Origin of the sequence: Paraburkholderia tropica, assembly GCF_900109265.1 — a bacterium.
Classification (GTDB): Bacteria; Pseudomonadota; Gammaproteobacteria; order Burkholderiales; family Burkholderiaceae; genus Paraburkholderia; species Paraburkholderia tropica.
Map to the genome: position 1 here is coordinate 237,213 of NZ_FNZM01000013.1, position 13,480 is coordinate 250,692.

At 60.9% G+C, this 13,480-nt stretch carries 13 protein-coding genes; 3 read left to right on the plus strand and 10 right to left on the minus strand.

All coding sequences use genetic code 11. The features are described from left to right. Positions 1–25: 25 nt before the first annotated feature. The 8 genes from BMY06_RS22995 to BMY06_RS23030 form a co-directional block, all read right to left on the minus strand. Positions 26–1,495, minus strand: a complete 1,470-nt coding sequence (locus BMY06_RS22995; protein WP_074985471.1) for an FGGY family carbohydrate kinase — start codon at positions 1,493–1,495, stop codon at positions 26–28. 19 nt (positions 1,496–1,514) lie between these two features. Next, the gene (locus BMY06_RS23000) at positions 1,515–2,597 is read right to left on the minus strand and encodes an ABC transporter permease (protein ID WP_080180741.1); all 1,083 of its coding nucleotides are present in this window, start codon (positions 2,595–2,597) and stop codon (positions 1,515–1,517) included. Between the two features lie 19 nt (positions 2,598–2,616). Beyond that, positions 2,617–4,173 carry a sugar ABC transporter ATP-binding protein gene (locus tag BMY06_RS23005; RefSeq protein WP_080180740.1) on the minus strand — a complete coding sequence of 519 codons (1,557 nt, stop codon included), beginning with the start codon at positions 4,171–4,173 and terminating at the stop codon, positions 2,617–2,619. Beyond that, complete coding sequence (locus BMY06_RS23010) at positions 4,170–4,841, minus strand: DUF2291 family protein (RefSeq protein ID WP_074985475.1); 672 nt, start codon at positions 4,839–4,841, stop codon at positions 4,170–4,172. The genes BMY06_RS23005 and BMY06_RS23010 overlap by 4 nt, the downstream gene beginning before the upstream one ends. A gap of 66 nt (positions 4,842–4,907) precedes the next feature. Next, positions 4,908–5,855 (minus strand): D-ribose ABC transporter substrate-binding protein, encoded by a 948-nt coding sequence (locus tag BMY06_RS23015; RefSeq protein WP_080180739.1) that lies wholly within the window; start codon positions 5,853–5,855, stop codon positions 4,908–4,910. A gap of 76 nt (positions 5,856–5,931) precedes the next feature. Further along, positions 5,932–6,729 carry a GolD/DthD family dehydrogenase gene (locus BMY06_RS23020; RefSeq protein WP_074985477.1) on the minus strand — a complete coding sequence of 266 codons (798 nt, stop codon included), beginning with the start codon at positions 6,727–6,729 and terminating at the stop codon, positions 5,932–5,934. 70 nt (positions 6,730–6,799) lie between these two features. Then, positions 6,800–7,741 (minus strand): transketolase family protein, encoded by a 942-nt coding sequence (locus tag BMY06_RS23025; RefSeq protein ID WP_065059788.1) that lies wholly within the window; start codon positions 7,739–7,741, stop codon positions 6,800–6,802. Further along, positions 7,734–8,588: a transketolase gene (locus tag BMY06_RS23030; RefSeq protein WP_074985479.1), complete on the minus strand. Its 855-nt coding sequence runs from the start codon at positions 8,586–8,588 to the stop codon at positions 7,734–7,736. Before BMY06_RS23030 ends, BMY06_RS23025 begins: the two co-directional genes overlap by 8 nt. 182 nt (positions 8,589–8,770) lie before the next feature. Here BMY06_RS23030 and BMY06_RS23035 point away from each other — a divergent pair, with 182 nt between their 5' ends. Next, positions 8,771–9,538 carry a DeoR/GlpR family DNA-binding transcription regulator gene (locus tag BMY06_RS23035; RefSeq protein ID WP_074985481.1) on the plus strand — a complete coding sequence of 256 codons (768 nt, stop codon included), beginning with the start codon at positions 8,771–8,773 and terminating at the stop codon, positions 9,536–9,538. A 108-nt stretch (positions 9,539–9,646) separates the two neighbouring features. Continuing rightward, positions 9,647–10,519 carry a CmcJ/NvfI family oxidoreductase gene (locus BMY06_RS23040; RefSeq protein ID WP_074985483.1) on the plus strand — a complete coding sequence of 291 codons (873 nt, stop codon included), beginning with the start codon at positions 9,647–9,649 and terminating at the stop codon, positions 10,517–10,519. Between the two features lie 66 nt (positions 10,520–10,585). Here BMY06_RS23040 and BMY06_RS23045 read toward each other — a convergent pair whose 3' ends face one another. Together BMY06_RS23045 and BMY06_RS23050 are read right to left on the minus strand one after the other, a co-directional pair. Beyond that, positions 10,586–10,849, minus strand: coding sequence for a hypothetical protein (locus BMY06_RS23045; RefSeq protein ID WP_124263327.1), 264 nt, complete (start codon positions 10,847–10,849; stop codon positions 10,586–10,588). Between the two features lie 81 nt (positions 10,850–10,930). After that, positions 10,931–12,274: an LLM class flavin-dependent oxidoreductase gene (locus BMY06_RS23050; RefSeq protein WP_074985485.1), complete on the minus strand. Its 1,344-nt coding sequence runs from the start codon at positions 12,272–12,274 to the stop codon at positions 10,931–10,933. A 269-nt stretch (positions 12,275–12,543) separates the two neighbouring features. Between BMY06_RS23050 and BMY06_RS23055 the strand changes: the two genes are divergently transcribed. Next, the gene (locus BMY06_RS23055; RefSeq protein WP_074985487.1) at positions 12,544–13,383 is read left to right on the plus strand and encodes a MetQ/NlpA family ABC transporter substrate-binding protein; all 840 of its coding nucleotides are present in this window, start codon (positions 12,544–12,546) and stop codon (positions 13,381–13,383) included. Positions 13,384–13,480 lie beyond the last annotated feature (97 nt).

Sequence of the window (13,480 nt, forward strand, 5' to 3'; positions counted from 1 at the left end):
GGTGTATTCTCCGGAAACCCTGCGTTTAAAGACGGCCGATCCACTTCAGCCATTGTTCGTGATTGCGCGCGGCGGCCTCCACGCCCGCGCCCGGTTCCACGCGGCGCGCGATCACGCGGTTCGCGCGATGCGCGTCGAGCGACGGAATCAGCCCTGTTTCAAGCAGCGCCAACGCGGCTGCGCCGGCCGCCGATATTTCGCTGAGCGCCAGCGTGCTGACCGGCCGGTTCAAGGTGTCGGCCAGGTATTGCAGCAGGAAGGGCCGCTGCACGAGGCCGCCATCGAGATGCAGTTCGCTCAGGCGCACGTTGGCCGACTGCTCCATCACCGTAATGACGTCCTTGATCTGATAGACAATCGATTCGTACGCCGCGCGCGCAACGTGCTGCCAGGCCGTTGAAAACTGCAACCCGACGATCTGCGCGCCGCCCGGGTATTTCCAGTGCGGGCAGCCAATGCCGGAAAACGCCGGAATCAGAAACACGCCGCCGTTGTCGTATTCCGTGAATGCGCGCTCGGCCTCGGCAAAATCGCCGAATAGATTGAGCTTCTCCTTGAGAAAAGCCGGCGTCGAACCCGCGCTGATGATGATGCCTTCCATCGCATAGTCCACGCGCGAACCCGTGGCGAAGCACAAGGTCGAGACGAGGCCGTGCGCGGGCGCTTGCGGTTCGCGCCCCACGTTCATCATGATCGACGAGCCCGTGCCCATCGTGGCCTTCGCGACGCCCGGCATCAAACAGCCCTCGCCCACGGCCGCCGCGTGCGAATCGCCGATCATCGACACGATCGGCACCGCGTGCGCCAGCAAGCCGTTGAAATCCGTTTCGCCAAAATGCGAGGCCGACGGTTTCAGTTCCGGCAAACGCAACCCGCGCAAGCCGAATTCCTCGACCAGTTCCCGATCCCATTCGAGCGACGCGAGATTGAACAGCATCGTGCGCGACGCATTCGTATAGTCGGCACAATACGCGGCGCCCTTCGTCAACCGATACAGCAGCCAGCTATCCACCGTGCCGAAATACGCGCTGCCGCGCTGAATATGTGCCCGCGCGTGCGCATCGTTTTCATTGAGCCAGATGAGTTTGGTGCCTGAAAAATACGGGTCGATCAGCAAACCGGTTTTCGCGGCGATGCGTGGCGCGAGGCCGTCGCGCTTGAGGCGCTCGCAGATTGGCAGCGAGCGCTGGCATTGCCACGACACGGCAGGCACGATCGGTCTGCCCTGCTCGTCCCACAACACCACTGTTTCGCGCTGATTCGAAATCCCCACGCCGACGATATCGAGCTGCTCGCCCTTGAATGCGGCGAGACACGACGCAACCGCCTGCAGGACGGAATCGTAAAGTGCGTCGGCGTCCTGCTCGACGAAACCCGCCTGCGGATGCATGCACGAAACCGCGACGAAGCCGCGCGCATGAACTTGCCCCTCGGCATCGAAAACGAGCGCCTTCGTGCCACTGGTGCCTTGATCGATGGCCAGTACGTATTGCATGTTTTTATCCCGGTATCGATCAGGCGGTCATCGCAACCATGCGCGACTGGAGACGCTGCTGCAACTGGTCCACCACGACGGCGAAGATAATCACGAGTCCCTTGATCACCATCTGCCAGAAGTCGCTGATGCCGCACATCACCATGCCGTCGCCGAGAATGCTGATCACGCACGCGCCCACCACCGAGCCGAACACCGTTCCGCGTCCGCCCATCAACGCCGTGCCGCCCAGCACCACGGCGGCGATCGCGTTCAGTTCGTAGGTTTCGCCCGTGAGCGGGTGCGCGGTCTGCAACTGCGCCGTAATCACCAGCCCCACGATTGCCCCGCAAAAACCGGAGAACGTGTAGACGAACAGCTTCACGCGATTGGTGCGAATGCCCGAGAAACGCGCCGCCTGTTCATTGCCGCCGATGGCATAAATGCGCCGACCCAGCGGGGTTTTACGCGCGATGAAGATGGTGACGGCCGCCAGCAACAGCATGATCCACACGGGCACGGAAAGACCCATGATCGTGCCATTACCGATGAATTCAAAGCCGGTATTACCGAGCGCCGGATTGCCTTCGAGGTCGGCATACGTGCTGCCGTTGTTCACCAGCAGCGCGGCGCCGCGCACCACATACAACATGCCCAGCGTCGCGATGAACGGCGCGACGTTGAGCGCGGTAATCAAATAACCATTCACGGCGCCAATCAACGCCCCGAGCACGCACGCGAGCAACGCCACGCCAAGCGGATTGAAAAACACCACGTAATGACCGATGTGTACGCCCTGAAGCAGCAGATAACCCGCCGCCATGCCGCTGATGCCGACAATCGAGCCGACCGAAAGATCGATACCGCCGGTCAGGATCACGAGCGTCATGCCGATCGACAGAATCGCCACGACGGTCACGTGCTTGGCCATGATCAGCATGTTGCTGGCCGAGAGGAAGTTATCCGCCGTGAGCGAGAAGACAATGAAAATCACGAACAGCGCGATGAAAATGCGCAGCTTCAGCAGATTGACCGTGAAGCGCGCCACCATATAGGCGCTCTGCCGGTTGTGCTTCGTATGCACCGGATGCAGCGAAGGATTGCTGCTATTGGGAGTATTCATGGTGTCTACCTCGGTTGCCTCAGACCACTGCCGTGGCCGGTGTCGATGCGCGCACGATGCGTTCGCTGTCAAACTGTGACCGCTCCATGATGGCCGTGAGCTTGCCGCTCGCCATCACGAAGACCCGATTGGAAACCGCTACGGCCTCGTCGAGTTCGGAGGTCGCGTAAATGACCGCGATGCCGGACTTCGCGAGCAGGCTAATCGTCTTGTAGACGTCTTCCTTGGCGCCCACGTCGATACCGCGCGTCGGTTCGTCCATCAGCAGCACTTTCGGCGACGTCAGCAGCGCCTTGCCGATCACCACTTTCTGCATGTTGCCGCCGGAGAGCGATGTGATCGGCGCGTCCACCGAGGCGGCCTTGATGGCGAGCCGCTTGACGATGTCCTTGGCCGCTTCAACCTGCTTCTCGCGCTTGAGCGCGCCGAATTTCAGCCGGTTGACGAACTTGCCGAGACTCGACAAGGTCATGTTCTCGAGAATCGACATCAGTTGAATCATGCCCTGCTTCTGGCGATCCTCGGGCACGAGTGCGATGCCCGCTTCGATACGCTTCGGAATCGGCAGATCTTCGATCGCCTTGCCCGCCAGTTCGATTTCGCCCAGCGCGTGTGGCTGCGCGCCCAGCAGCGTTTCGAGGAGTTCGGTGCGGCCCGCGCCCATCAGTCCGTAAATGCCGATAACCTCACCGGCACGCACCGAGAACGACACATGATCGACGGCGTAAATGCCATTCGAGCGCTTCAAAGCCAGATCGTTGACCTTCAGGATTTCTTCGCCGATCGCGTGCTGTTCGAACGCGAAGCGCTTCTTCGACGAACCGACCATCGCTTCGATGATCCACGGAATATCGATGTTCGCGATCTCGTCTTCGGCCACAAGCCGCCCATTGCGCAGCACCGTGATGCAGTCGCCGATCGCCATGATTTCTTCGAGGCGATGCGAGATATAGATGACCGTCACGCCCTCTTCCTTGAGCTGACCGATGATCTTGAAGAGAATCTCCACTTCGTGGCGCGAGAGCGCGGAAGTCGGCTCGTCCATGATCAGCACCTTGATGTGCTTGGAGAGCGCTTTGGCGATTTCCACGAGCTGCTGCTGACCGACGTAAAGATCGCCCAGACGCGTACGCGGATTAATCGGAATCTGCAAACGGTCCAGCAGAATCTTCGCCTGATGCACTTCGTCTTTCGAGCGGATCACGCCGCCGCTCGTCAACTCGTTGCCGGTAAATATATTCTCGGCAACGCTCAGGTCGGGAAAGAGATTCAGCTCCTGAAAGATAATGCCCACGCCGTGCGCTTCGGCGCTGCGCACATCGGTAATCGCAGCGACTTTTCCGTCGATGCGAATCTCGCCCGACGTGGCCGTTTCCGCGCCCGCGAGCAGTTTCATCAGCGTCGACTTGCCCGCGCCGTTCTCGCCGATCAACACGTTCACCTTGCCTCGGCGAACCTTGTAATCGACCTCTACGAGCGCAGCCGTGCCGGGATAGATTTTCGACAGGCCGCGCGTTTCGATGACATTCACGGCGTTTGCGAGCCGTGCCTCATTCGCTTCGATCGCTTCGCTCATTTCCATGCCACCGGTATCGCCCGAATTTCGCCTGCCGGTTCGCTCCAGCTGCTATAAACCGCGGCCACATCCACGGTCTGACCGATCTTGAGCTTGAGCGATTCCTGCGCATGCGCGACGACGAGCTTGTTGATTTCCTGGCCGAACACCGCGAACTTCGATTGATCGTCGAAGTCGCCATATTTCACGCCGGGAAAACCGTCGCGTACGCCGGTGCCGATCACAACGGGACCGGTTTCCAGCGCCACATGAACCGCTTCGCCACCGCCCGGCGGCGTCACGTCCACGTAAGCGCGGCCCACGCGCGAAGTCGTGTCGATACGCGTGACCTTGCCCGCCACGCGAATCCAGAAATTGCAGGGAAACGCCGAGCTTTGGCGGAACCCGTACTGCTTGCACGCATCGTCGAAATTCTGGCTGAGCGCGCCGATCACCTGCGCCGCGGGCTTAGCGTTCTTGTCGGCATACGGAATCATCTGGTCGTTGAACATCTTGACCGGATCGGGACCGTGATGCTGGCCTTGCGCGCGAATCGCCGCCAGCTCCTGATCGGTCACGACATGACAGCCGCCCACGGCGACAACGACGCCCACGCCCAGCACAACCCGCAAGCTTTTCGCAGCGCCGCCGAATGTGCGTCGAACCACTGCGCCAATCGAATCCACCATGACGACCTCACTTGAAGACTTCCACGGGCACGGCGCACGCCGTGCCCGTTTGACACCGGCAATCCGTTACTTGGTGTAGTAGAAATCGTTCACTTTCGAGGCGTTGTCCTTTGTGATCAGGATGCCGCGCGTGAGTTGACGTTCGGGTTCGCCCGTCGAGCCGGTGCGAATGTATTTGTCGAGCAGATCGACGCCGTGCTGCGCAATACCTTGCGCCTGTAGCATGACAGTGGCTTTCAGCTTGCCCGCGCGGATCGAATCGCGTTCGTCGTTGCTGCCGTCGATACCCATGACGATCACGTCCTTGCGGTTCGCCGAATCGAGCGAAGCAATTGCGCCGAGCGCCGCCGGACCGTTACCCGCAATCACGCCCTTGATGTTCTGATGTTCCTGAAGAATCGAGTCCATCGCCTGCTTGGCCGGCAGCAGCGCGCCCTTCACGTCCTGACGCGCGACCATCTTCAAATCCGGATACTGGTCGAGCACCTGATGAAACGCCTGCGAGCGCGTCACGCAGTTTTTATCCGCGAGATTGCAGGTCAGCTCCACATAGTCGCCCTTTTCGCCGATCGCTTCGACAAAGCGTTGCGCGACTTCCGAGCCGGCTTCCAGATTGTTATGGCTGAGCTGCGCGATGGCGATACCGTCTTTCGGAATCTCGCGATTGATCAGCACCACCGGCACATGTTTTTCTTTCGCCGTGCGCACCGTCGCCACGCTCGCATTCGAATCGGCATTATCGAGAATGATGCCCTTCACGCCCTTGCCGATGACGAGATTCACCAGTTCGTTTTGCTTGTTGACGTCCTCGCCATGCGAAAGCACGATCGTGTCGTAACCGAGTTTCTTCGCTTCCTTTTCCGCGCCTTTTGCTTCGGCCGCGTAATACGGATTGTCGAGCGCGTTCACGAGAATCGCGATCGTGCCTTTACTCGCCGCGAGCGCGTCGACCGGTTGCAGTGCCGCTACGCAAGTGGCAGCGACCGCGGCCGTGAGTGCAAGCTTCTTCCACATGTTTTGTCTCCGGATTGAACTTCTTTTTCTTCAAGAAGCGGCTCGCGTTGCGCGATGCCGCACCCGCACTGCCATGTCAGCAAATGGTGTAGCCGCCGTCGATCATGATGTCCGCGCCGGTGATCATGTCCGCGCCGTTTGAGAGCAGAAACAGAATGGCGGCGGCAATTTCGTCGGTATAGGCGAAACGGCCCACCGGAATCAGCTTCTTCATGTTCTCGCCTTTTTCACCGTCCCAGGCCGCCGCGCCCATCGGCGTCAGCACCACGGTCGGCGACACCGTATTCACGGTAATGCCGCGCGCGGCCCACTCCTTCGCGAGCACCTTGGTCATGCCGATCAAGCCCGCCTTCGCCGACGTATAGGCGCAGTGCTGGTCAATGGCGACGGTCGCCGCCTGCGAGGCGATGTTGACGATCTTGCCGCGATGCCCGCGCGCCAATACGTGACGCGCGAAGTGCTTTGAACAGAGGAAAGGACCGGTGAGATTCACGGCGATCTGCTTCTGCCATTCGTCGAAGCCGATATCTTCAGCGGGCGTGAGCGTGATGCAGCCCGCGGCGTTCACGAGCAGATGAATGTCGCCGAAATGCTGGACCGCGGCTTTCATGGCGCGCTCGACGTCGGCTTCGTTGGCGACGTCGCAGGCGAAAGCTTGCGCGTTGGCTGCGCCGAGTTCTTCGACGGCGGCCTGCACGCGCGGCTCCTCGAACGCCGGATAAAGGATCGCAACGCGCGCGCCTTTCGCGATCAGCGCCGCGTTGGTCGCCATGGCGATGCCGCCGAGGCCGCCGGTCACGACCGCGACTTTGCCGTCCAGACGAAAGTCGAAATCGACGCCGTGGCGCAGCGACACGTCATATTGAATGCTCACTTTTCTGTCTCCTTCTTGTGCCTCTGGGGGCGGCGATTAGATGCTCGACGATGTGTCGCGACACTCAGCGTCAGCGCGCGGATTGTGCCTGTATGGCTTCGGCAATGCCATCGGCGTCGATACCGTAATGGCGGCGAATGCCTTTGCGCGTGCCGTATTGCGCGAATTCGCCTTCGGTCACGCCGAGCGTGGTCAGGCGGCGCGGAATCTGGCGGCGCGCCATCAGCATCGCGACCATCGCGCCGATTCCGCCATGCAGCGAATGTTCTTCGACCGTGACGATCGCGTCGTGGCGTTCGATGATCGTCGCAAGCGCGTCCTGATCGAGCGGACGCAGCGAGGAGAGATTCACGAGCGTCGGATGCACGCCTTGCTGCTGCAGACGCTCGCACGCTTCGAGCGCTTCGCCGACCACGGAACCCAGCGCGATCACGGCCACACCGCGGCCTTCGATCAGCACGTCGGGACGGCCCGGCTGGAAGCGGTACGACGCGTCGTGAACGACGGGAAATTTCGCGTTGTCGAGACGGATGTAGACCGGGCCGTCGACGGCGGCCGCATAGTCGATCATCTGCACGACTTCGGCTTCGTCGCACGGCGCGAAAATCTGCACGTTGCCGAAGCCGCTCATGATCGAGATGTCGTCGATCGCATGGTGCGTGGACGCCAGCGGACCGTAGGCCACGCCCGCGTTCAGGCCCAGCATCTTCACGTTGGTGGCGCTGTAGCAGATGTCGTTCTTGACCTGCTCGTTCGCGCGGCCCACGAGGAACGGCGCGGCATTGGCCGTGAACACAATATGTCCGCCCAGCGCGAGGCCCGCCGCCATGCCGACCATGTTCTGCTCGGCAATGCCCACGTTAATCACGCGCTCGGGATAGGTTTCGAGAAACGGGCCGATCTTCGAGGTCGAGGTGGAGTCGGCCACCATCACGATGATGTCCTCGCCCGCAGCCGTCAGGCGGCTCAGCGCGCTGACCGCACCGTCGCGCAAATCGGCGGAATTACGCATGGTCCAGCTCCTCCAGTGCCTGCTTGAGTTGTTGCTCGTCAGGGAATTTGTGATGCCAGGCCGGCACGTTCTCCATGAACGACACGCCACGGCCCTTGATGGTGTGCGCGATCAACACTTTCGGCTTTCTATTTCCGGTGTCGAGACTTTCGATTAGTTTCCAAATTGCGTCCGAATCATTTCCATTGACGTCGTGCACCTCGAATCCGAACGCGCGGAATTTCTCGTCCAGCGGGTCGAGATCCATGATGTTGTGGGTGAAGTCGGCGAGTTGCAGGCGGTTGCGGTCGACGATCACGACGAGGTTCGACAGCTCGAAATGCGCCGCCGCCATCGCGGCTTCCCAGTTCGATCCTTCCTCGAGTTCGCCGTCGCCGGTCAGCACGAACACGCGCCCGACCGGACCCTCCGACGCTTGAGCATGGCGCTGTTTGGCCATCGCGAGACCCGCCGCGATCGGCATGCCGTGACCCAGGCCGCCGGTGTTGACCGTCACGAGCGTCGGCAGCTTTTGCCGCACCGGGTGGCCCGGCAGCCGTGAATGGTCCTGCAGATAGGTAGGCAGTTCGCTGCCTTCGAGCCAGCCGAGTTCCGCGAAACAGGAATAGAGACCGCCCACGCCGTGGCCCTTGCTGAGAATGAATTCGTCCTGCCACTTCACGGTGCGATCGCCCTGCACCTCGTAGCGGAGCACATGGAAATACAGCGCCGCGAGGATGTCCGCTTCCGACATGTCGCCGCCCGTATGGCCGCTCTTCGCCGCCGAATTCATCACGCAGATCTTCTTGCGGATCTCCTGCGCCCGCCTGTGCAGCGGCTCGCCAGACTGCTTGTAGGGGTTTTCCATTCCCTGCTCCCGAACTTCCTGTTTGCGTGGAATGCAGTTTCTGTTACTTTCTTTAGAAAGTCAAAGAGAAATCAAAGCAAAGAGGGAAAACACCAGGTCGGTCGCGATACGGCCGCGAATCGGGCAAAATACAGGCCATAACGTCCGGGGTTGCGGGCGCGGGCGGCTTGCAGGGAAAAAACATGGACCAAAGGACCAGAACAGAGAAGATTTTCGAAAAGGTGCAGGCGGCCAAGCTGGTCAAGCTCTCGGAGCTTTCCAGCGAATTCGGCGTTTCGATGCCCACCATTCGAAAAGACATTGACGAGTTGCAGCGCCTCGGACACGTCGAGCGCGTTCATGGCAACGTGCGCCTCAAGACCGCGCAAGCCGAGCCCGCCCCCAAAGTGCCGAGCGCCAGCATTCTGCCGACGAGCGAGGAAAAAGCGCAGATTGGCCGCAAGGCGGCGACGCTCATCGCGAACGGCGACGCCGTCATTCTCGACTGCGGTGCGACCACGACCGAACTCGCGAAGAATCTGCTTGACCGCCAGAATCTGCGCATCGTCACCAATGCGCTAAACATTGCCATCCTGCTCGGCGCGGAGCCGACCAACCGCGTGATGCTCACAGGCGGCATCTTCAAGGCGGAAACGATCGCCGTGTCGGGCGAAAAGGCGTCGACTTTTTTCGAGGGCATGTTCGTCGACAAACTCTTTCTCGCGGCGGGCGGCGTCGCCATGGAATCGGGTATTTCCTATCCCGACTTCATCGACCTGCACGTGAAGCGCGCGATGATCGACGCGGCGAAAACGGTGTATCTGCTCGCCGATTCGAAGAAGTTCGGCAAGCGCGAGTTCGCGACTTTCGGCGCGATGGACCAGATCGACTATTTGATTACCGATGAAGGGCTCGATGCCGAATTCGCGGACTGGATCACCGGTCTCGGCATCAAGATTCTGTACGCGTAGTGGCAAACGCCGCCTCATAAACATATGAGGTTTCGTTCGTTCTAAAAACCTCGGCCGGCGACTAGCTTTGAATGATCTTGAACGTATGTTCTGATCATCGGAGCACTCATGAGCACCGTGTTAGCCGCCCCGCCAGCCCACCCGGACGCGCAGGCGCTGCCGTTCGCCGCCCCGTCCGTCGAAGCGGAACTCAACTATCTCGCGCCGGGCACGGTCCGGCCCGTCAATTACACATTCGAACCGCCTGCGGGCATACCGTGGAGTTCGGGCACGCTCGATCCACGCCGCGTAACGATTCATAATGCGCGCCCACTCGCGCAAAACGGCGGCATTTCGCTCGACAAGCAAGGATTCCAGCACGTCGCGCACGCAAGCGCGCTGCACGATTTCAGCGACGAGGCGCAAATCCGCGACGTCTACCTGCCCGAAGCCGAAGCGCTGCTGCGCACGATTACGGGCGCCGCGAAAGTCGTGTTCTTCGATCACACGCTGCGCGACAGCGCACGCGGTTCACGCGCCAACGCCGCGCTGCGCGAACCAGTACGCCGCGTGCATAACGATCAGACTTTCGTTTCGGGGCCGAGGCGCGTTCGCGATCATCTGGACGCGGACGAAGCCGCGCAGCGTCTTCAGCGGCGCTTCGCGATCATCAATCTGTGGCGGCCTTTGAACGAAGTCGAGCAATTGCCGCTCGCACTCTGCGACGCACGCTCCATTGCGCCCGACGATCTCGTACCCACCGATCTCGTCTACCGTGACAAAACCGGGGAAACGTATTCGTTTCTCGCGAACGCGCGACATCGCTGGTTTTATTTTCCCCGACTGCGCGCCGACGAAGTGCTGTTGCTCAAGATCTACGATTCGCGCGAGGAAGGGACGGCGCGATTCACCGCGCACACGGCTTTCGACGATCCGCACACGCCGGATGACGCCGCGCCGCGTCGCAGTATTGAATTGCGCGCACTCGTTTTCTGGCACTGAAAAGACGTGGCGCTTGCCGACGCACGAGATTAAACGCGCAGGCAAGCGTAGGGAGGATGATCGCGCTTATTCGAGCGGGATTTCCGGAACGAAGGGATAAAGCAGCGGCGTATAGCTCAGGTGAAAGTATCCGTGCCGCGCATAGAGCGCGGCGCGCTCCACGCGTTCGTGCGTTTCCTCGCGCGCATTTTTCGCTTCAACGATGTCGCGTGAACGCGCAGGCTCGCTGCGGAATACCTTGAAAAACAGGGCTGAAATCGGAATCGACATAACGACGCCTCCGTGGCATTGCATAAGGTCCAATCTATTCCCCGATATTTCATCGGACAACCAAGCATTTCAGGAATACTTATGCAACACGCAGCCGGATCACAGGCATTGACGTCGTCACGTCGTCACGTCGTCACGTCGTTACACCGTTACGTCGACCCGCGTCGGCCGCTCAAGACCGAGATGCGAGCGCAAGGTGCGACCCGCGTATTCGGTTCGAAAGAGTCCGCGCCGCTGCAGAATCGGCACCACGCCGTCGACGAATGCAGCGAGACCGTCCGGCAACGCGTCCGGCATCAGATTGAAACCGTCGACGGCTTCGCCCTTGAACCAGTGCTCGATATCGTCGGCGATCTGCTCGGGCGTCCCGACGATCACGCGATGCCCCCCGCCGCCCGCAAGCGCGCGAATCAATTCGCGCACCGTATAACCGCCACGCCGCGCCTGAGCCAGCGTCGCGTGAAAGAACGTGTGATTGCCGTTGCCGCCGTTCGGCAGCGCGAGATTCTCGGGCAGGCGCGCGTCGAGATCGAGTTGGTCCGGCGTGATGCCCAGCGTGCCGGCCAGCCGCGCGAGACTGTAGCGCCACGGAATCAGATCGACGAGTTCATCGCGGCGCTTTAACGCTTCCGCTTCGGTCGCGCCGATGATGGTCGTGAGCCCCGCCAGCACCTGTACGCCATGCGCACGCCCGTAACCCGCGGCGCGAACGTGAAGATCGCGCCGGTACGCAACCGACTCCTCGAACGATTGCGACGCCGAGAACACCGCCTCCGCATGGCGCGCGGCGAGATCGCGGCCATCGCCTGACGCACCGGCCTGCACCAGCACCGGATGCCCTTGTGGCGAGCGCGGCAGATTCAGCGGCCCCTGCACCTTGAAAAAGCGCCCTTCGTGCGCCACGGGCCGCACCTTCGTCACGTCGATAAAACGGCCGCCCTGTTTGTCGCCAACGAAAGCATCATCGTCCCAGCTATCCCAGAGCGCCTTGACCACCTCGGTGAACTCGGCCGCGCGCGCATAGCGCTGCGCGTGGTCCGGCACCGTATCGTGGCCGAAATTGCGCGCCGAGGACAGATCGGCCGTCGTCACAACGTTCCAGCCGGCGCGCCCGCCGCTCACATGATCGAGCGTGGCAAAGCGGCGCGCGATGTTATACGGCTCGTTATAACTCGTCGACGCCGTGCCGATCACGCCAATATGCGTGGTCGCCGCCGCGATGCTCGCGAGCAGAATCGTCGGTTCGAGCGCGGTGATCGGACGAAAGTCGATCTGGTCGACGATAGCCGCATTGTCAGCGAGAAAGACCGCGTCGAACTTCGCTCGTTCGGCGAGTTGCGCGACGCGCACATAATGCGCGACATCGACGAACGCGCGCGGATCGGCATCGTCGAGACGCCATGCCGACGGCACGAAACCCGAATGCAGAATATTGACGTTCAGATGCAACTGGCGCGGTGTATTGGCCGCCGAAGTTCTACTCATCTCGCTCGCACTCCCGAAACGCGAAATTCACCAGGAGAAAAAGTATAGGGAGACAGCGGCATGCATCTAACCACCGAATTGGCATGTGGTTATGCCTGCGCCTGCGTTGGACTCGCACGTCATGGCGCGCGCTGCGTAACCGCTGCGTAACCATGGCGTCGAAGCAAACCACGCGCGCACGATCGCATTGCACTTTTCGTTGTTTGACCGCGCGCCCGGCGCTTACGAATAATCGATGACTTCATTCAGCCCACGTGGAAGGAGCCATCATGCGGCATCGATTATTCACACGAACGTTACTTGCCACGATTGCCCTGTTCGCGCTGCAATCGCCTGTCACGCACGCAGCCGACACCGCGCCGCGCGTATTGCGCGTGGGCTTCGTTCCCGGTCCGTATGCCGATGAATTCCGCGAAGGCGTGGAGCCGCAACTCAAACGCAAGGGCTACACTGTGCAGTACGTGAATTTCAGCACTGGGCTCGAAGCAAATCAGGCCGTGTGGCACGACGAAATCGCCGCCGACGTGATGCAGCACAGCGTCTATCTGAAAGCCTATAACGATCGCAATGGCACGGATCTCGTGGGCGTGGTGCAGGTGCCGACGCCGCCAATGGGCCTCTATTCGACGCGCCATCACGCGCTATCGGATGTGAAGCGCGGCGCCACGGTGGCGGTGCCGAACGACCCCGTCAATCTCGAACGCGCGCTGAAGATATTGCAGGCGGTGGGATGGGTCCGCATCCGCGAGAATCCCAATCCCGTGGATGTGTCCGAACATGATGTGATCGCCAATCCCGCCGGGATTCGCATCGTACCGCTCGATACGGCGCAGGCGCCGCGTGCGCTCGAAGACGTGGATTTCGCGGCGATTCAGGGCAACTTCGCCATTTCCAGCGGCCACAAGCTGACTGAAGCGCTGGCGCTCGAAAACATGCAGTCGCCGTATGTGAACCAGGTGGTCGTGAAAGCATCGAACCGAAATTCACAGGCAACCGCCGATATTGTGGCCGCCTATCGCGCCGACGCCTTTCGCACCGCCATCCTTCACAACGCCACTTATCAGGGCTATCGCCTGCCCGATTACTTTCCGCCGCAGACCGCCAGATAGCGGCGAAGGCTGTCGAGCCAGGGCGTTCGACAGCACCTGACCAACACCCGGCCACCATTCTGCATGCACATGTTTTTCACATTTAATCATGCAACAT

What these genes read in the sequence shown, in the direction of transcription:
- BMY06_RS22995 (WP_074985471.1), bottom strand. Translation starts at nt 1,495, where the DNA reads ATGCAATACGTACTGGCCATCGATCAAGGCACCAGTGGCACGAAGGCG.
- BMY06_RS23000 (WP_080180741.1), bottom strand. Translation starts at nt 2,597, where the DNA reads ATGAATACTCCCAATAGCAGCAATCCTTCGCTGCATCCGGTGCATACG.
- BMY06_RS23005 (WP_080180740.1), bottom strand. Translation starts at nt 4,173, where the DNA reads ATGAGCGAAGCGATCGAAGCGAATGAGGCACGGCTCGCAAACGCCGTG.
- BMY06_RS23010 (WP_074985475.1), bottom strand. Translation starts at nt 4,841, where the DNA reads ATGGTGGATTCGATTGGCGCAGTGGTTCGACGCACATTCGGCGGCGCT.
- BMY06_RS23015 (WP_080180739.1), bottom strand. Translation starts at nt 5,855, where the DNA reads ATGTGGAAGAAGCTTGCACTCACGGCCGCGGTCGCTGCCACTTGCGTA.
- BMY06_RS23025 (WP_065059788.1), bottom strand. Translation starts at nt 7,741, where the DNA reads ATGCGTAATTCCGCCGATTTGCGCGACGGTGCGGTCAGCGCGCTGAGC.
- BMY06_RS23030 (WP_074985479.1), bottom strand. Translation starts at nt 8,588, where the DNA reads ATGGAAAACCCCTACAAGCAGTCTGGCGAGCCGCTGCACAGGCGGGCG.
- BMY06_RS23035 (WP_074985481.1), top strand. Translation starts at nt 8,771, where the DNA reads ATGGACCAAAGGACCAGAACAGAGAAGATTTTCGAAAAGGTGCAGGCG.
- BMY06_RS23040 (WP_074985483.1), top strand. Translation starts at nt 9,647, where the DNA reads ATGAGCACCGTGTTAGCCGCCCCGCCAGCCCACCCGGACGCGCAGGCG.
- BMY06_RS23050 (WP_074985485.1), bottom strand. Translation starts at nt 12,274, where the DNA reads ATGAGTAGAACTTCGGCGGCCAATACACCGCGCCAGTTGCATCTGAAC.
- BMY06_RS23055 (WP_074985487.1), top strand. Translation starts at nt 12,544, where the DNA reads ATGCGGCATCGATTATTCACACGAACGTTACTTGCCACGATTGCCCTG.